Source organism: Pseudomonas syringae group sp. 26L6 (assembly GCF_032587815.1).
Classification (GTDB): domain Bacteria; phylum Pseudomonadota; class Gammaproteobacteria; order Pseudomonadales; family Pseudomonadaceae; genus Aquipseudomonas; species Aquipseudomonas amygdali.
Genome location: NZ_JAWHPJ010000056.1, coordinates 113,692 through 131,012, shown reverse-complemented (window position 1 = coordinate 131,012; position 17,321 = coordinate 113,692). Strand labels below are relative to the sequence as shown.

The window sequence follows — 17,321 nt, the reverse complement described above, 5'->3', positions numbered from 1 at the left end:
TTGATTATCGTGCCTGCGCTCCGCGTAGGCATGCAGTTCGTGACGCTCTGCGTCACACAGCGGTTCTGCGACTTCAGGTGGATTGAGGGTCGACTCAGGTCACCTTTTCGCCCCTCGGCGAGTGACTTTGACGGGGCAAAGTAACCAAACCCCTCGCTCCTGTTTCCGGCCCGACTTCGTCGGGTTCCTTCGCCCTGACACTGATCCGGGGGTCGCCGCAACGGGCCATCCATGGCCCGGTGCGGCTAGCCTGGCGTCCTGCCAGGCTACCCCCGGATCAGCGCCAGGACTCAGCCGTCACTAACGTCGCACTCTGCGTCGTCAGTGACATCGCGATAAAAAGCGCTTTCGTATGCAGCGACTACGTATAAGGCATGACGCCATCCAGCATCACCCACGCCATGATTATCGTGCCTGCGCAGGTGGCAGGTGACTTCTTCTCGATTGTAGTAAGGCTATTGATTATCGTGCCTGCGCTCCGCGTAGGCATGCAGTTCGTGACGCTCTGCGTCACACAGCGGTTCTGTGGTTTCAGGTGGATTGAAGGTCGACTCAGGTCACCTTTTCGCCCCTCGGCGAGTGACTTTGACGGGGCAAAGTAACCAAACCCCCTCGCTCCTGTTTCCGGCCCGACTTCGTCGGGTTCCTTCGCCCTGACACTGATCCGGGGGTCGCCGCAACGGGCCATCCATGGCCCGGTGCGGCTAGCCTGGCGTCCTGCCAGGCTACCCCCGGATCAGCGCCAGGACTCAGCCGTCACTAACGTCGCACTCTGCGTAGACAGTGCCATCGCGGTTGAAAAGCACTGCGTTGGCAGCACTGCGTGTAAGGCATGACATTGTTTCGTATCGAAGATTTGTGACGCAGAGCGTCACGAACTGCATACCAACGCGGAGCATTGGCACGATAATCCGATAGTCACTGAAATCCGATAGTCACTAAAGCATGCGGCGCGAGCGTGAGAAATTACTTTCTCGCCGCTTTGGCCACATCAAGCCTGCGCAGGTGGCAGGTGACTTCTTCGCGGTCGTGGTAGAGCTGTTTGCAGCCGATCGACACCCGTACGCCACGCGCCTGAAAGCCTTCTTCGATACGGTCGAGCAAGCGGCGTACTTCGGCGTAGCGCTGTTTCATCGGCAGTTTGAGGTTGACCACTGCTTCGCGGCACAGGCCTTCACCCAGCCAGGTTTCCAGCAACGCGGCATTACGCGCAGGCTTCTCGACGATGTCGCAGACCATCCAGTCCACAGGGTGCCGGGGTTTGTAGGTAAAACCGTCAGCCATCAAGTGCTGGACCAGCCCGGTATCCATCAGGCTTTCCGCCATCGGCCCGTTATCGATGGCCGTCACCAGCATGCCCCGGCGCACCAGTTGATACGTCCAGCCACCCGGTGCGGCGCCAAGGTCCACGCCGGTCATGTCGCCGGAAAGGCGTTCGTCCCACTGGTCTCTGGGGATGAAATGGTGCCATGCCTCTTCCAGCTTCAAGGTGGAACGGCTAGGCGCCTCGCGGGGAAACTTGAGGCGCGGGATGCCCATCGGCCACATGGCAGAGTTGTCCGCATCGGCCAGACCGAGAAACACTTCACGGCCACTCTTGAAGGTCAGTAACAGACGCGGCCTGCGCGGATCGTCAACCAGCTTGCCTGCCTGCATCAGAGCCTTGCGCAGCGGTGCCTCGAACTTCTTGCAGAAATTCGACAGCTCCTTGCCGTCGTTGGTATCCACGACCTCAAGCCACAGGCTGCCGCAGGCCGGAAACGCCGAAAGCTGCGCAAGGATCACACTGATGCGATCGGTTTCCGGCAACTCGAGAAACATCCCCCGCGCCCATTGCCGGGGAAAGATCAGCGCGTCGAAACGCTGACCATTCATCAACCGTTCGGCACCATCCGCCTCGGTGCAGATGAATTCGGCACAGGCGGTATCGGGACGTGCCTTGGCATACCCGGCAACGTCAAGGCGCGCAGCGTGATCGGATATCTCCGAGCAGACTTCTCCCTCAAAACCGGGTCGGCAGTGCATAAACAGTGTATTCATGGGTTACTCCTGGGCAGTGGGCACTCGGGCGTAACCCCGCAGACTTGAAAGCCGCGCATGATAGCCCAATCCAGGAACCACTGGTGCTGCACAACAGTCCACAGCAGTTGAAGCCTGATGCGGCGCTCCCGACCTGATGCACATGGAGCCCGTGAACCGATGTTCGGAGAACAATCCAGAAAGGAGACATTCATGCCCTCCCTTGATAGCCTGAAGAGCCTGAAAACGCTCGAAATCGACGACAAGACCTACCATTATTTCAGCCTGCCGGAAGCTGCCCGCTCCCTTGGCGACCTCGACAAGCTGCCCATGTCACTCAAAGTGCTGCTGGAAAACCTGCTGCGTTGGGAGGACAACAAGACCGTCACTGGCAACGACCTCAAGGCTATTGCCGACTGGCTGACCGAGCGCCGTTCGGACCGGGAAATTCAATACCGCCCTGCCCGCGTGCTGATGCAGGACTTCACCGGTGTGCCGGCAGTGGTCGATCTGGCCGCCATGCGCGCTGCCGTGGCCAAGGCTGGTGGTGACCCGCAGCGCATCAACCCGCTGTCCCCGGTGGACCTGGTCATCGACCACTCGGTGATGGTCGACAAGTTTGGCAACGCCGAAGCGTTCGGCGAGAACGTCGACATCGAGATGCAGCGCAACGGTGAGCGCTACGCGTTCCTGCGCTGGGGCCAGAGCGCTTTCGATAACTTCAGCGTAGTGCCGCCCGGCACCGGCATTTGCCATCAGGTGAACCTCGAATACCTGGGCCGCACTGTGTGGACCAAGGAAGAAGACGGCCGCACTTACGCGTTCCCCGACACCCTGGTCGGCACCGATTCGCACACCACGATGATCAATGGCCTTGGCGTGCTGGGCTGGGGCGTGGGTGGGATCGAAGCCGAGGCGGCGATGCTTGGCCAGCCAGTGTCGATGCTGATCCCGGAAGTCATCGGTTTCAGGCTGACCGGCAAATTGAAAGAAGGCATCACCGCCACCGATCTGGTGCTGACCGTCACCCAGATGCTGCGCAAGAAAGGTGTGGTCGGCAAGTTTGTCGAGTTTTACGGCGACGGCCTGGCTGATCTGCCACTGGCAGACCGGGCGACCATTGCCAACATGGCACCGGAATACGGCGCGACCTGTGGTTTCTTCCCGGTCGATGAGGTGACGCTGGACTACCTGCGTCTGTCCGGTCGTCCTGACGAGACCGTCAAGCTGGTCGAGGCGTATTGCAAGGCTCAGGGCCTGTGGCGTCTGGCAGGTCAGGAACCGGTGTTCAGCGACAGTCTGGAACTGGACATGAGTACCGTGGAAGCCAGCCTTGCAGGCCCCAAACGTCCTCAAGACCGTGTCGCGCTGCCGAATGTATCCAAGGCATTCAGCGACTTTCTCGGTTTGCAGGTCAAGCCCGCCAAGGTCGACGAAGGTCGTCTGGAAAGCGAAGGCGGCGGCGGTGTCGCGGTGGGCAACGAGGCTCAGGTCAGCGGTGAAACCCAGTATGAGTACAACGGCCAGACCTATAACCTGAAGGACGGTGCCGTGGTCATCGCGGCGATCACCTCCTGCACCAACACCTCAAACCCCAGCGTCATGATGGCCGCCGGGCTGGTGGCGAAAAAAGCTGTCGAGAAAGGCCTGAAGCGCAAGCCCTGGGTGAAAAGCTCGCTGGCCCCCGGTTCGAAAGTCGTGACCGACTATTACAACGCAGCAGGTCTGACCCAATACCTCGATGCCCTGGGCTTCGATCTGGTCGGTTACGGCTGCACCACCTGCATCGGCAACTCCGGACCGCTGCTGGAGCCTATCGAAAAAGCCATTCAGCAATCCGACCTGACAGTGGCCTCGGTGCTCTCGGGCAACCGCAACTTCGAGGGCCGCGTCCATCCGCTGGTCAAGACCAACTGGCTGGCATCGCCGCCTCTGGTAGTTGCCTACGCGCTGGCAGGCTCGGTACGCATCGACATCAGCAGCGAGCCACTGGGCGAAGGGTCGGACGGCAAACCGGTTTACCTGCGCGATATCTGGCCAAGCCAGCAGGAAATCGCCGACGCGGTGGCCAGCGTCAACACCGGTATGTTCCACAAGGAATACGCCGAAGTGTTTGCCGGTGACGAACAATGGCAAGCCATCGAAGTGCCACAGGCCGCCACTTATGTCTGGCAGGACGACTCCACGTACATTCAGCACCCGCCGTTCTTCGAAGACATCGGTGGTCCATTACCGGTTATTGAAGACGTGGAAAACGCGCGCATCCTCGCCTTGCTGGGCGACTCGGTGACCACCGACCACATCTCCCCTGCCGGGAATATCAAGGTCGACAGCCCCGCCGGACGCTACCTTCAGGAAAAAGGCGTCAAATATCAGGACTTCAACTCCTACGGCTCACGCCGCGGTAACCACGAAGTGATGATGCGCGGCACTTTCGCCAATATCCGCATTCGCAACGAAATGCTCGGCGGTGAGGAAGGCGGTAACACGTTGCATGTGCCCTCCGGCGAGAAGCTGGCGATATACGATGCAGCCATGCGCTACCAGGCAGAAAATACGCCGCTGGTGATCATCGCGGGGCTGGAATACGGCACTGGCTCCAGTCGTGACTGGGCGGCCAAGGGTACTAATCTATTAGGCGTCAAAGCTGTCATCGCCGAAAGCTTCGAACGGATTCACCGCTCGAATCTGGTCGGTATGGGCGTGCTGCCTTTGCAGTTCAAAAACGGCCAGACGCGCAAGACACTGGGCCTGACCGGCAAGGAAACGCTGAAAATCACCGGACTGACCAACGCCGACGTGCAACCGGGCATGAGCCTGACTCTGCATATCAACCGCCAAGACGGCAGCAAGGAAACCGTTGACGTGCTGTGCCGCATCGACACGCTTAACGAGGTGGAATACTTCAAGGCGGGGGGCATTCTGCATTACGTGTTGCGACAGCTGATCGCTTCCTGACACGCATTGCCTGACACGCAGCCTGCCCCCGCTTAGGGGTCAGGCTCGTGCATGAAGATTTGTATAAGCTCAAACCGGCATCGCTGGACGTCGGATAGAATCCTGCGCTTCTTGAAGCAGGATGTATCTCATGAGTACGAGGCACTGGCTGGTTCTCTTTCTTCTGAGTGCTGGCTACGCGCTTGCACTGTCCTATGGCAGCCTTGCCCCTTCTGCGGCCGCAAGTTTCGGCCTGTTGCTCGTCGCCTGGTTATGCGTGGCGTTGCCCTCCCATCAATACATCCGCCTTTTTGGTCATGCGCTGTTTATTGTGACGGGCCTCGCATTGGCCTTTCATCTGGCACCCGGCTTCAGTAGTGCGCAAGTCATCGAGGCCACACGATTCACGGCCGATGCCCAGGTTTTTTCCATGTCGCTTTATCTGGACAAGCCTCTGATCGGCTTCTGGCTGATACTGGCCTGCCCGTGGATCGTGCCCAGGGTCGACATGACCCATTCGCTGCAAACCGGCGTTCTGGCGTTGATCGTGACGTCAGCGTTCTGCATGACCGCAGCCGTCGTTCTCAACGTTGTCGGCTGGTCACCCAAATGGCCTGATCAAGGCCTGATATGGTTGCTCAACAACCTGCTGCTGGTGACCCTGACCGAAGAACTGTTTTTCCGCGCATATCTGCAAGGCGGTCTGCAGCGCCTGTTCAAGGGCTCTAGGTTTGCGACCGCACTGTCGATCACCCTCGCTGCAAGCCTGTTCGGGCTCGCTCACGCGGGCGCAGGCTGGGAGTGGATGGTGCTGGCGGGCGTGGCAGGTGTGGGGTACGGCATCGCGTTTCGTTTTGGTGGCCTGCAAGCGGCGATTATCAGTCACTTCGGTCTGAATCTGGTGCACTTCGGGCTTTTCACTTATCCCATGCTTGCCCGGTAATGCTGACCGTCCGGTCATTTGTGACGCACCGCTCAATTTATCGATACGCCGGCCGATAACACGCCATAGTCTTCCGGATCGAAGGATCGAAACCCAATGCGCAACAACCAGCCCATCACTCAACATGAGCGGACTTTTCCTGCCGAGCAGCGACTGATCTCCACCACCGACACCCGCGGTACGATCACCTATTGCAACGATGCCTTCGTCGACATCAGTGGTTACAGCGAGGCGGAACTGCTCGGTGCAGCGCACAACACCGTGCGTCACCCGGACGTGCCACCTGCGGTTTTCGAGCACATGTGGACCACTCTCAAAACCGGGCAGCCGTGGATGGGCATCGTCAAGAATCGCTGCAAGAACGGCGATCATTACTGGGTCAACGCCTACGTGACGCCGATGCTGGAAAACCGCAAGGTGGTGGGTTTCGAGTCGGTACGCATCAAACCGACCGCCGAACAGATCCGTCGTGCCGAGGCGCTTTATGCCCGGATCAACAAGGGCAAGAGCGCGATACCGGGCCGCGACAAGTGGCTGCCGATACTTCAGGACTGGCTGCCATTCATTCTGGTCAGTCAACTAAGCTTCCTGATCGGCGTATGGCTCAACTCGCAGTGGGGCTTTGCCCTGGCGGCGGCGCTTTCAGTGCCACTGGGCCTGCTGGGGTTGTCCTGGCAGCAGCGCGGCACCAAACGTTTGTTGCGCCTGGCCGAGCAGACGACCTCTGACCCACTCATCGCACAGATGTATACCGACAGCCGTGGCCCACAAGCGCGCCTGGAAATGTCGATCCTCAGCCAGGAAGCACGTCTGAAGACTTGTCTGACGCGCTTGCAGGACACCGCCGAACACTTGACCAGCCAGGCTCGTCAGTCCAACTCGCTGGCCAATGCCAGTTCGACCGGGCTGGAGCGTCAGCGTGTGGAAACCGAGCAGGTCGCCGCCGCCATCAATCAGATGGCCGCCACCACTCAGGAAGTCGCCAGCCACGTAAACCGCGCCGCCGATGCCACTCAGCAGGCCAATGAACTGACGCGTCGCGGCCGCGATATCGCCGGTGAAACCCGCGAAGCCATTCAGCGCCTGTCCACCTCGGTGGGCGAAACCGGCCTGACCGTGACCCGACTGGCCAAGGACAGCGATGAAATCGGCGGCGTGGTCGATGTGATCAAAGGCATCGCCGACCAGACTAACCTGCTGGCGCTCAACGCGGCGATCGAAGCGGCGCGCGCCGGCGAGATGGGCCGCGGCTTTGCGGTCGTGGCGGATGAAGTACGCCAGTTGGCGCAACGCACCGCCGAGTCCACCGGGCAGATCCATGGTCTGATCGCCAAACTGCAGCAGACCGCCAACGACGCGGTACAAACCATGGACGCAGGTCGCCGTCAGGCAGAAGAAGGCGTGGCCCGGGTGCTGGAAGCGGACCAGGCACTGGTGGGCATCAGCGAGGCCGTCGCCAACATCACTGACATGACCACCCAGATCGCCACCGCCACTGAAGAGCAAAGCGCTGTCGCCGAGGAGATCAACCGCAATATCGCCACCATCGCCAGCTTGGCTGACCAGACATCGGACGAAGCCCATCGCTCGGCAGTGTTGAGTGGTGAACTGACCGATACGGCAAACTCGCAGTATTCGTTGGTGGAGCGGTTTAATCGCTGAGACTTGAGACTGTTTTCAACGCCTCGACGAACTTCGGTTGGTCGGGGCTTTTTTATGGGGTGCCAGTGTTATGCGCGGTTAGCTTTAAATATAAATCTGACAGAATCCGGGAAGCGATCTGAAGACTGCGTAGGATATTTCTTTAACACGTTCGACGACAGCAACGTAGCACTCTTGACCATTGACAGCGAATGCATACTCCGACTAGTTGAAATTCAGGTGATGCGGTAGTTATTTATTACCCCTGTAACTATCGTCTATCACCTGAGTAAAACTTTAGCTCAGCACCATGTGGCGCCTGGCTTTTTAATTGGAGAGAAAAATGAAAGATTCCAGCCAGCACTATCAATTTTCCGCACCACGTGTTCCAGCAGCCAGCCCTATTGATGGACTGATGCCAGTTGACAGCCTGAACCGGCCGGTGAGCGTTGAGGTTGGCCTTTGGAGCAAGATGCGTCCGGGCTATGACATCCAACTGAACCTGGACGGTCATTTGGTGGGAGAACGAAAAATCCTGACTCACGATAACAGCCCTGGCGACGTAATTTATCTGGAGCTGGACGAAAAGTTTTTGGCAGAAGATCGTTCATACACCTTGTGCTTTACGACCACGAACAATATCAACCAAACTCAAGAGGACTCACCGTTTACCTCCTTGATTATCGACCGCACCGCCCCAGGCGCAGCACTGCTTGCGCCAATCATCTTCCATCAAATCAATTTCGGCGAAGCGCTGAAAGGCATGCTTCCTGGCTACGCCGACATGCAGGCGGGCGATTGCATCCAGACCTTCTGCAATAACAGAGAAGGCCCGGTTCATGTGGTGGAGCCTGAAAACCTTGCCACCGTTCCCATGCAGATCGTTTTCAGCAAAGCATTCCTGCTTGGTCTGGACAGCCAATACGTTACCATCAATTATCAGGTCATCGACCGTGCGGGCAATTTGTCACTGCTCTCGCATTCCGTGAAGCTGTCAATGCAGCTTTAAGCACAGCAGCCTACATTTCTTGCCTACAACCTTGACGGTTTCGCACGCTGATGCGTGCGAGACCCTAATGATAAAGTTGAGTGAATATTCCTATGCATGAGTGGGAATCTAGACAAAACGTAGTTTTTTACCTTTTGTAAGACTTATCTGTAGTTAACGTCCTACAGGTATTTCACGCAGAAAAAGCTCAATAAAAATACCCACACCCAGCTTTACCCTTTATTTACAGCATCTTTGACACTAATGATCAATAATTTAGTACGCACATGCTACAAAATGTAACTGCACAACCATACACAACCCATGCATGGCTTTGAAATGGGCAGACACTTGACCTGAACACTTATGTGCCTTGTAATATTTCCGCTGCCGACAACTGCCGGCATATACATAACAACTCAACTTAATGTCAATAAAAGAGTTTACGATGGATAAAGAACAATCCACGGATGTAGCGGCGCGCACCCAAAAAGAAAAAAACAACCCCAAAAGCGCGAGTGCTGTTCAAGAAGCCCCACCCCACGAGAGCCTCTACCGACAGGCGAGCCCCCTCCATCTTCCGTCCGATATTTCCAACACGCTGAAAGCACCTGTGCTGCCTGACATCGATCCTGATTCCATCAGTCACGAGCAGGCACATGCGGGCATTACCATTCATATCCCCGGGTCAGTCAAAATGTGCTGGGGTGACGAAATCCATTTCTATTGGGGGAAAAACCTGTCATCGACAACGCTTTTCCATCGGGTAGGCGAAAACAGCGTGGTACGTGTGCTGTGTATTTCCTACAACTTCACGCCCTATGTTCAGTACGGTCTGGTTGACCTGTATTACGAGCTTTATCGCGATCATCGCCTGATCGGCACATCGCCGGTGTTACGGGTGAACGTCAACTACGCAGTGCCTGTCACGTCCCGACAGAGGCAACGCAAACGCAGGTTTATCGATCAATAACTGAAGAGCCCCCGGTGATCACTCACCGGGGGCTCTGGTGTTGCTCAGGCACTGGCCTTAAGAATCAGAATGCCAGGCGTAGCCCCACATTCGCCCCCCAGGGTTGCTCGATATGCCGACCTTTCATGTAATCAAAGTCTGCATGCAGTTTCAGACGTTCGGACAGCGACACCGATACCCCGGCGCCCAGTTCGCCGCGCGAACCGAACAGGCTGTTATCAAATTTAACATCGTTGGCTTTCACCTCGTTATGGCGCGAAAACTCCTGCGCAATGGCGACACGCACATAAGGCTGCAACACCCCGCCATCCTTGAGCGCAACACTGCGGCCCAGCGAGGTGCCGACCTTGCCCAGTACCGACTGGGTGTGGTCGTTCTTCGCCTTCATGCCATTATCCAGACGCAGCTCCTGCCCCTGAACGACAACACTGGACAACTGAGCGAAGGGCTCAAGGAAGTAATCGTCCGCCAGCTTGATGTGGCGGCCGAACTCTACCCAGCCCCCTACCCCGTTGTTGGTGTAGTCACCCTTGGCCTTGCTTGCATCGCTCATGGCAACATCTGCCTTGTTGCGAAAGCGGTTGAGTTTGAGCACCCCATCAACGTAGTAGCCGTCGTCCGACAGCCAAGTGGCATAGGCACCTGCATAGTAGCTGTCGACTTTTCCCGTAGTACCACGGCTCAAATCGATACCGGACGTGCTGTATCCTCCCAGCACACCCAACACCAATTGGCCGCTGCTGACCTCGACAGGCGCATCGGCACCCAGCGACAGGCCACTTTGCTTCTGCCGATAGTCGACACCATCACTGGTCGTGGCATTAAGCCTGTTGCCATAGGCACGCATCCAGCCGCCCGCCCTGCCGCTTGCGCGAACCTCGCCCATGCGCGAACGCAGGGTAGAGAGCTCACTCATCCAGATGGCAGGTGCCGCGCTGTAAAGCGCAAGCGCGCTCTGGGTCGAGGGGCTTATGACCTTATCTTTACCGACGATGAACCAGTCATTGCCCTGTTGCTCCAGCAGATACGAATAGGCGCCGAGGTCGACACGCCCGCCCAGGAGGCTGAATTGCGCGTCACCACCTTCGGTATGCACCACCTTGAGCGGTGCCATGTCAGCAGAGACAACCTCCACCCCCGTGTTGCGCACCCGCAACCCGAACTGCCCACTGGCCTGGCCGTTGACGTCTATAAGATCTCCGACACCGTTGTCCAGATCCACGCGCAAGCCAAACGTGCCGCCCCCTGACAACTCATTCAGCGAAAGTGTATGGAACCCTTCACCAGCAAACGAAACCCTCCCCCCGTGCAGGGAAAGCGACTTGACGGCATTGTCGCCCTGCATCTGCCAGTGACTGCCCGAGGTAATCGCCAGACGGCTGCCATTGACGATGTCGCCGTTCAATTGCGCGTCGTTTTGCAGCGTGATGTTCAGGGTGCTGGTGTCATCGGCGACAAGGTCGCCGTAGAGGGTGCTGTTGTCGACGTTGAAGTTGACAGTGCTGTGATCTTCCACCTCCAGCAGGTTGCCATTTCCGGCCCATAGCTCGGAATGGTTTTGCACAGCAATGTCGGCCTCGATGTCGAGCGCAGCGCGCTGGTTTACTTTGATGGCGGCCCCGGCCAAACCCTGGACTATCGATCGGTCAATCACAGCAACGGACTTGTTTCCGACCAGTATTCCGGCTTGGGATCCATCTACCAGATGGATTCCATTCATGTCGCCTGTCACATGACTGTTGTCGGCGATCAGCACATTGGCGCCAGAAACAAAAATCCCCTGGCCACTTTTGCTTTGCGACGCAAACCCGCGCACATCGGTATTGAAAATACTCAGCGCCCCCCACAACCCGACTGAAATACCGTAGCCCGATCCCGATACATCGCTTGAATGAGCCGATACCGTGGAGCCAGGGTTGATAGAGCCCATCACTCCATGAAGAACGATGCCGCTATCTGTCGCGTTTTTCACGGTAGCGTTGGAGAGATTACCCAGCGCATCGGAAAGGCTGATACCGCTCTCAACCACGCCGGACTGAATATTGACCGTAGAGTCTCTCACGACCACCTGGTCTGCTCGCCCACCGACAATATTAAGAATACTTTGATCACCAATATGATAAGAATCGAAGGGAGTATCAGGACCTACGGTAATGATTTCAGCCCGTCTAACGGTTTCATCTGGCAACTCTCCATCCGGCCACAATCCGGTGACTGCTTCAGTGTCTAAAGACAGACCATTATTATCGCTCGATGCCGCTGCCGACGCCTGCACATTAGCTAGAGCACCAAAGGCAATCACGGCAAGTTGAAACGCGCCACCCCGCGACTTAACGACATTACTTTTTCTACTAGACACCGTCCATCTCCTCGTTTTTTTGAGAGTGGAAAGATAGCTCACTTAATTCATAAACTCTGGCCCTGTTCAATACCCAAAACGTAGGAGCATTCCCAAAATAATATAAGAATTTTCTTACAGCGAGCATCCAAATGGACGCCAAGCAAAAAATTCGCAAACCAATTAAATAATTCCCACGCAACCACTTGACCAACCCACTAAAACCCTATTACGTCCAATTGTGACTGAGAACATCATTAGCTCTTTCGCCAAGTACCAGCCAAAAAACCTCATTCAGAAACACGTTCGAAAAAGTAGGAAATCCCCTACAAAACTTTAATGACAAGGCATCTACACATGAAAAATTGCTCAAACAACTATCTCCCAACACCTGTTTCAGTTTCCGGAAACAGGCATCGAAACTTGAATCTTGTATTGACTGCACCCGATATTGCAGTCGCATTTCATGATCAGGATACGCCAGGGCTCATACCGGTCGCTGACGCATCCCAAACGTTGACGGTCGATCTCGTTGTATGGCCAGCCGCACTTCCTGGTTACACCTATCAACTGCTGTTCAACAGTATCGCGACCGGTCCCCGAAAACTGATTCTGCCCTCACATGCACCAGGAGACCCCCTGCACCTGGAGATCCCGGCCGAACTGTTGCTGGAAGGTTTCCACGATGTCGCGTACGTCGTTGTCAATCCGATCAATCAGGCAGAACAGAAATCGGAAATTTTCCGGATTCAGATCGACCGGACAGCGCCAGGCGCTCCGGAGCTTGCTGCCATACAGTTCCCAGCCGAGATCCAGAACGGTCTGACTGCCGCCGAGCTCGATCAACTGGGTGGCCAACTTGATGTACAGATTGCCGGCTACACCGGTATGGCCAAGCATGACCGCATTCTGACCAGGTGGGGAGATATCGTAGGCCCCACTGCTGTCGTCAACGAAACCGACATGGGGCTGGACAAAGTCTCGGTCACTTTTACACGAGCGTTTCTGCAAACGTTGGGGGAGGAAGAAAAGCAGGTTTGTTACCAGGTCATCGACCGTGCGGGCAACCCTTCAATCCTCTCGAACACTGTAGAGGTGAAATTAAGGCTGAAAGACTTGCCTTCTGATTATCCGGCACCTGTCATTGATCAAGCGGTAGGCGATCTGGTTGATTATCTGGAAGCTCAAGCGGGAGTACTTGTAGACATCCCCCATTACCCGGGCGCAGCGGCGCTTGATAGCATCCAGCTATTCTGGGGCACCAGTAATCCCTTGACCCCTGTATTCGTCGCGCCTGGCGACGAAGATGAAGCCGTCATACTCACGTTGAAACTGCCATTTGAGGCCATTGCCCAAGGTCCGCAAGGCGACACAGCGGTTCATTATGAAGTGTTTCGCAACGGCGAACTGACCGGCACATCGCTGGACACCCATATAGACGTTTTTACAACACTTCCCTTCCCCACCCCCTTGAACAATTTGACGGTACAAGGGACGAGCGTACAAAACCCGAACACTCAGGACAACTTTATCGATGAAGACGATTACGAGTTGAACGGCAGAGGGGTGGTGGCCTGGAATACGGGGTTCGAAATCAATGATGATCTGAACCTGTACTGGGGCAATCAGGTAAAAACGCAGTGGTATCAAATACGGTCTAGCGACGTTGCAGCGGCAAGAGACTTGATTATTCCGATTGATAACGAGCTGATGAAGTTGCAAGGCACCGGCGAAGCCATTCCCGTGTATTTCACAGTCACGCGTACAGGAAACCCAAACAGTATGACGAGTCCGACTCAGCCTGTAACAGTACGGTCTCGAGAAGAGCAACCCGGTGGCGAAAACGGATTGACCGGGCCCACGTTCAATCTCACGTCCAACGGAGTGCTGGGCCCCAATGAAAATCCGGACGGTGCCGATGTAAAAGTTTCACCTTATGTCAATATTGCCGAGGGCCAGAAGATCACCTTCACGTTCAAGGGTTTTGACGACTTCAATAATCCCATCGAAGCCGCTACTTATGTGACGACTCGTAAGCTGGATGAAGTGGATGTTGTGCAAGGGCATGTATTCAAGGTCCCTCAGATCAACACACTGCTTATTTGCACCGGGTTTGCGGAGGCGAGTTATACCGTCGACCCTGTCGAAGGCAGCAATCAAAGTCCGGCAAGCTCCACGGTCACTCGCGTCATCGTGCATATGCTTAAACCTACCGACTTTACCTGTCTGAGTCGCTAAACCGTTGCGGGCTCACAAAGCCCGCAACTTTTAAACTTATAAGGAACACCCATGTATAACCTTGCGACTGAAAAAAAAGAAACCGTGCTGACTGCGCCAGTCATCGCAGCCGCCTTGAACGATGGGCTATTACCCATCGACAGTTTGAACACGCCCCTCGAAGTGCTGTTGAACGTCTGGCAAGGCGCGCGCCCCGGCTATACCTATCAGCTGTACTTCGATGGAGTGCTTATTGGTCTCAAGAAAGAGATCCTGCTTTCGCAGATGCCAGGTGACGACCTCATGCTGCACATTCCATCCGAGCTGTTGACCGAAGGCCGTCACTCTGTGGCTTACGCGGTCGAAAACCCGATCAATATGGTCGTCGAGTTTTCTGCCGAGATAGTTGTAATCGTAGACCTAACCCCGCCTGGCGATCCGCTGCTAGCCCCCATCATTTTTCCCACGCAGGTACAGAACGGTCTGACCTCAGAAGAACTGCAAACCATGGGTAACGTGCTTTCAGGGACGATTGCCAGCTACAACGGCATGCAGGAGGGCGATGTCGTCCGCACCTACTGGAATGATCTGCCCGGTCCGATGGCGGTGGTGAGCAGTGATGACGTGGGTCTTAAACGAACAATGGTCGACTTCGCCAGGTCGTTTCTGGAGTTGATCGGCGACATTGAGGCGCCGGTTTACTACACGATTACAGATCTGGCAGGGAATCTGTCCATGGCCTCGGAGGCGGTGGACGTGAAGCTGCAACTCACGCAAGCAACGCCCCTGCCCACCCCAACCATAAAAGAAGCCGCCGGCAACACGCTAGACCCGGCTAACGCCCCATCCGGGGCAACCGTGGTGATCGACGCCACCGCCAACCTGAAAGCCGGCGATCAGGTGATCGTGCAATGGCAAGGGCCCAACGGCAATGACACACGGGAAAAGACGCTGACCGGCGCGGACGCGGGCAAGACGCTGGAAATAGTGTTTGCTGCGGCGCTGGTAACGGCAAACGCCGGGCAGACGGTGGCGGTTTCTTATGTGGTCAATCGCGTCAATGGTCTGGTACAGGTATCCGACACACTGGCCTTGCAGATTCTGATGGGGCAGCCCGAGCTGGTGCTGGACACTTCGCCGGTTACGCTGGCCGGCAAGGTGTATCTGCTCCCAGGCTTGCCGGAACTGTTGCCGAACTTCTCGGCCGACACCACCCTTCAGCGTCAGGCCAGTGGCGGACAGGCACCCTATCAGTACACCTCGAGCAACCCGCTGGTCGCGAAAGTGGACAGCAACGGGCTGGCCTCGGTTCGAGGCAACGGCACGGCCACCATTACGGCGACCGATGCTTTGGGCGCGAGTAAAAGCTACCTGATCACCGTCGTCGGCGTCATCCATTGCATCGGCCTGGGCAGCGGGAGCTTTTCTCAGATCAGCAAAAACGCAGGCAACAACGGCGCAAGGATTCCGACCATTCACGAACTGGTGGAGATCTATAACCTGTACGGCAATCGCTGGCCGATGGGCAACGGTAATTATTGGTCGTCCACTGTTTCAAGCGCCGGCATCGGGGGCTGGAACTGGTACTACGTGAAGAACATGGTCTCTGGCGGAAACTTCAAGTTGAAGAGCCACAACTCCAGTCTTGGCGTTGGCATCAGATGATCGAAAACTGATGAACCTGTAATCATCAAACAGGGCGTTACCTGAGAGGGCAACGCCCTGCTTCTATTCATACGTTCTACAGAGTCAGGCCATGCACCCCACCACATCCCCAGCCAAACGCTTTGTTCGTCCCGCGTCGTGTGAAGGCAGCTTTCAGGCCTGCGTCAATAAGCGACCGTTCAAGGTGCTTGCCCTGGCGGGCCAATTGACCCTGCGGGCTGAGCTGGAACAGGCACCCGATCAGTGGGTATGGAAGCTGATCGTCGACGGCAAGGTGGGCACAAAACGAACGACTATCGGGCTGTTTCTGGACAACGACCTGAAACCCGGTGATCACAATCTGCCAGGCCATGCCCAGATCAAAGTGATTTACAACGAGACGCAGCACCGGCAGAACACCCTCTATCATTCGGCACACTTTCAAAACGGCACCCTGAGCCTGTTGGAAGCCAATCCCTATACTCTGCGCCTGCGCGGACGCTTCAGTTTCAGCATGTCATCGATTAATTTCGAAGTGACCAACGGCTTTTTCGACGTACATTGCCGATAAATCAGGTGCGCAGAAAGCGGGCAATCACTTGCGCCGACTCGACCAGGCATTGTTCATGGCTGATACCTGCGACTTTTAATGGTTTGAGGTCGTGATTGGCGGTCGGCAACCAGTGCAGTTGAATAGCGCTGGACAACGCATAACCCTCCACTGCTTCGCGATTACCCAACGCATCGCGCTCGCCCTGAACGATCAGAGCAGGTGTCTTCAATTCAGCCAGATGGGCCACGCGCGGTTTCTCCGGCTTGCCCACGGCATAGAACGGATACCCCAGGCAAACCAGCGCATCCGCCTCGATATCATCGGCAATCAGGCTGGCCATTCGCCCGCCCATCGACTTGCCGCCAACAGCCAGTCGCCCAGCCACAAAAGGCCTGACCAAGGCATAGACCTCTCGCCAGCATTCCAGCAATTGCGCCTGCGGATTGGGCGGACGCTTGCTGCCGCCGTGACGCCGCAGGGCCATGTAAGGAAACTCGAAGCGCAGGACGCTGACGCCTTGCGCCGCAATATCGGTGGCCATGTGGCTCATAAAATCGCTGTCCATCGGTGCGCCTGCGCCATGTGCCAGCAGCAAGGTGGGCGCCTCGTGCGCGTCTGCCCGCAGGGTGGGCGTCCATAACCAGCCTTTTTCGTTGATCAGTTGCAGCCATTGATCCTTGCCGATGCCGGGCTGTGGGCCTTTGCTCATGCTTGCCTCGTTCAGATGAGTCTCAGAGTAGCCCGCTACTATAACCGCGAAGCCTGCGTGAATCGCGCAAGCGCAGAGCGCGTGGACGCATCGACAGGGACGCCCTGCCGGACAGCCACCATTCAGGTCCGCCCGGTTAATCTGTCAAGGTGCACAAGGTAAAAGTACCAAGGCGATGAGCGCCCCAAACCTGACACCGCCGGGCGGTTTCATTGACGGTACTGGCCTCGCACAATTGCAACAGAACCGCTGAGTCGGTCGCCAGAGTCATATGCCTGCTCAGGCCAGTTTGCTGGGCTATGACAGATGCAACCGCCGATTGAACATGCGTGACAGTCTTTGCGCGAGTCCTGATCAAC

At 56.5% G+C, this 17,321-nt stretch carries 11 protein-coding genes; 8 read left to right on the top strand and 3 right to left on the bottom strand.

The window, feature by feature from the left end:
• Nucleotides 1-966: 966 nt before the first annotated feature.
• A complete protein-coding gene (gene rlmM / locus RYA97_RS24965; RefSeq protein ID WP_117140523.1) occupies nt 967-2,040 on the bottom strand; it encodes a 23S rRNA (cytidine(2498)-2'-O)-methyltransferase RlmM in 1,074 nt (357 codons plus the stop codon).
• Nucleotides 2,041-2,232: 192 nt separating this feature from the next.
• On the opposite strand from rlmM, the gene acnA reads away from it, so the two are divergent.
• From acnA to RYA97_RS24940, 5 genes are all read left to right on the top strand, one after another.
• Entirely contained in the window at nt 2,233-4,977 is a 2,745-nt protein-coding gene (gene acnA / locus RYA97_RS24960) for an aconitate hydratase AcnA (RefSeq protein WP_016982020.1), read from the top strand.
• Between the two features lie 130 nt (nt 4,978-5,107).
• Nucleotides 5,108-5,899: a CPBP family intramembrane glutamic endopeptidase gene (locus RYA97_RS24955; RefSeq protein ID WP_016982021.1), complete on the top strand. Its 792-nt coding sequence runs from the start codon at nt 5,108-5,110 to the stop codon at nt 5,897-5,899.
• Nucleotides 5,900-5,995: 96 nt separating this feature from the next.
• Entirely contained in the window at nt 5,996-7,561 is a 1,566-nt protein-coding gene (locus tag RYA97_RS24950) for a PAS domain-containing methyl-accepting chemotaxis protein (RefSeq protein ID WP_004665826.1), read from the top strand.
• 322 nt (nt 7,562-7,883) lie between these two features.
• Nucleotides 7,884-8,549 (top strand): hypothetical protein, encoded by a 666-nt coding sequence (locus RYA97_RS24945; RefSeq protein WP_016982022.1) that lies wholly within the window; start codon nt 7,884-7,886, stop codon nt 8,547-8,549.
• Between the two features lie 427 nt (nt 8,550-8,976).
• On the top strand, nt 8,977-9,501 hold the full coding sequence (locus tag RYA97_RS24940) for a hypothetical protein (protein ID WP_002554239.1): 525 nt from the start codon (nt 8,977-8,979) through the stop codon (nt 9,499-9,501).
• 64 nt (nt 9,502-9,565) lie between these two features.
• Here RYA97_RS24940 and RYA97_RS24935 read toward each other — a convergent pair whose 3' ends face one another.
• Nucleotides 9,566-11,431 (bottom strand): autotransporter outer membrane beta-barrel domain-containing protein, encoded by a 1,866-nt coding sequence (locus tag RYA97_RS24935; RefSeq protein WP_005780487.1) that lies wholly within the window; start codon nt 11,429-11,431, stop codon nt 9,566-9,568.
• A 765-nt stretch (nt 11,432-12,196) separates the two neighbouring features.
• On the opposite strand from RYA97_RS24935, the gene RYA97_RS24930 reads away from it, so the two are divergent.
• The 3 genes from RYA97_RS24930 (at nt 12,197) to RYA97_RS24920 (ending at nt 16,271) form a co-directional block, all read left to right on the top strand.
• Complete coding sequence (locus RYA97_RS24930) at nt 12,197-14,077, top strand: hypothetical protein (RefSeq protein WP_039847432.1); 1,881 nt, start codon at nt 12,197-12,199, stop codon at nt 14,075-14,077.
• 51 nt (nt 14,078-14,128) lie between these two features.
• Nucleotides 14,129-15,721, top strand: a complete 1,593-nt coding sequence (locus RYA97_RS24925; RefSeq protein WP_010198108.1) for an Ig-like domain-containing protein — start codon at nt 14,129-14,131, stop codon at nt 15,719-15,721.
• A 91-nt stretch (nt 15,722-15,812) separates the two neighbouring features.
• Nucleotides 15,813-16,271: a hypothetical protein gene (locus tag RYA97_RS24920; RefSeq protein WP_005731593.1), complete on the top strand. Its 459-nt coding sequence runs from the start codon at nt 15,813-15,815 to the stop codon at nt 16,269-16,271.
• A gap of 1 nt (nt 16,272) precedes the next feature.
• On the opposite strand, the gene RYA97_RS24915 is transcribed toward RYA97_RS24920, so the two are convergent.
• The gene (locus RYA97_RS24915) at nt 16,273-16,962 is read right to left on the bottom strand and encodes an alpha/beta family hydrolase (protein ID WP_005780481.1); all 690 of its coding nucleotides are present in this window, start codon (nt 16,960-16,962) and stop codon (nt 16,273-16,275) included.
• Nucleotides 16,963-17,321: the final 359 nt, after the last annotated feature.

Coding starts and splice junctions, on each gene's coding strand:
- rlmM (WP_117140523.1), bottom strand. CDS start 2,040: ATGAATACACTGTTTATGCACTGCCGACCCGGTTTTGAGGGAGAAGTC.
- acnA (WP_016982020.1), top strand. CDS start 2,233: ATGCCCTCCCTTGATAGCCTGAAGAGCCTGAAAACGCTCGAAATCGAC.
- RYA97_RS24955 (WP_016982021.1), top strand. CDS start 5,108: ATGAGTACGAGGCACTGGCTGGTTCTCTTTCTTCTGAGTGCTGGCTAC.
- RYA97_RS24950 (WP_004665826.1), top strand. CDS start 5,996: ATGCGCAACAACCAGCCCATCACTCAACATGAGCGGACTTTTCCTGCC.
- RYA97_RS24945 (WP_016982022.1), top strand. CDS start 7,884: ATGAAAGATTCCAGCCAGCACTATCAATTTTCCGCACCACGTGTTCCA.
- RYA97_RS24940 (WP_002554239.1), top strand. CDS start 8,977: ATGGATAAAGAACAATCCACGGATGTAGCGGCGCGCACCCAAAAAGAA.
- RYA97_RS24935 (WP_005780487.1), bottom strand. CDS start 11,431: ATGGGCTCTATCAACCCTGGCTCCACGGTATCGGCTCATTCAAGCGAT.
- RYA97_RS24930 (WP_039847432.1), top strand. CDS start 12,197: ATGAAAAATTGCTCAAACAACTATCTCCCAACACCTGTTTCAGTTTCC.
- RYA97_RS24925 (WP_010198108.1), top strand. CDS start 14,129: ATGTATAACCTTGCGACTGAAAAAAAAGAAACCGTGCTGACTGCGCCA.
- RYA97_RS24920 (WP_005731593.1), top strand. CDS start 15,813: ATGCACCCCACCACATCCCCAGCCAAACGCTTTGTTCGTCCCGCGTCG.
- RYA97_RS24915 (WP_005780481.1), bottom strand. CDS start 16,962: ATGAGCAAAGGCCCACAGCCCGGCATCGGCAAGGATCAATGGCTGCAA.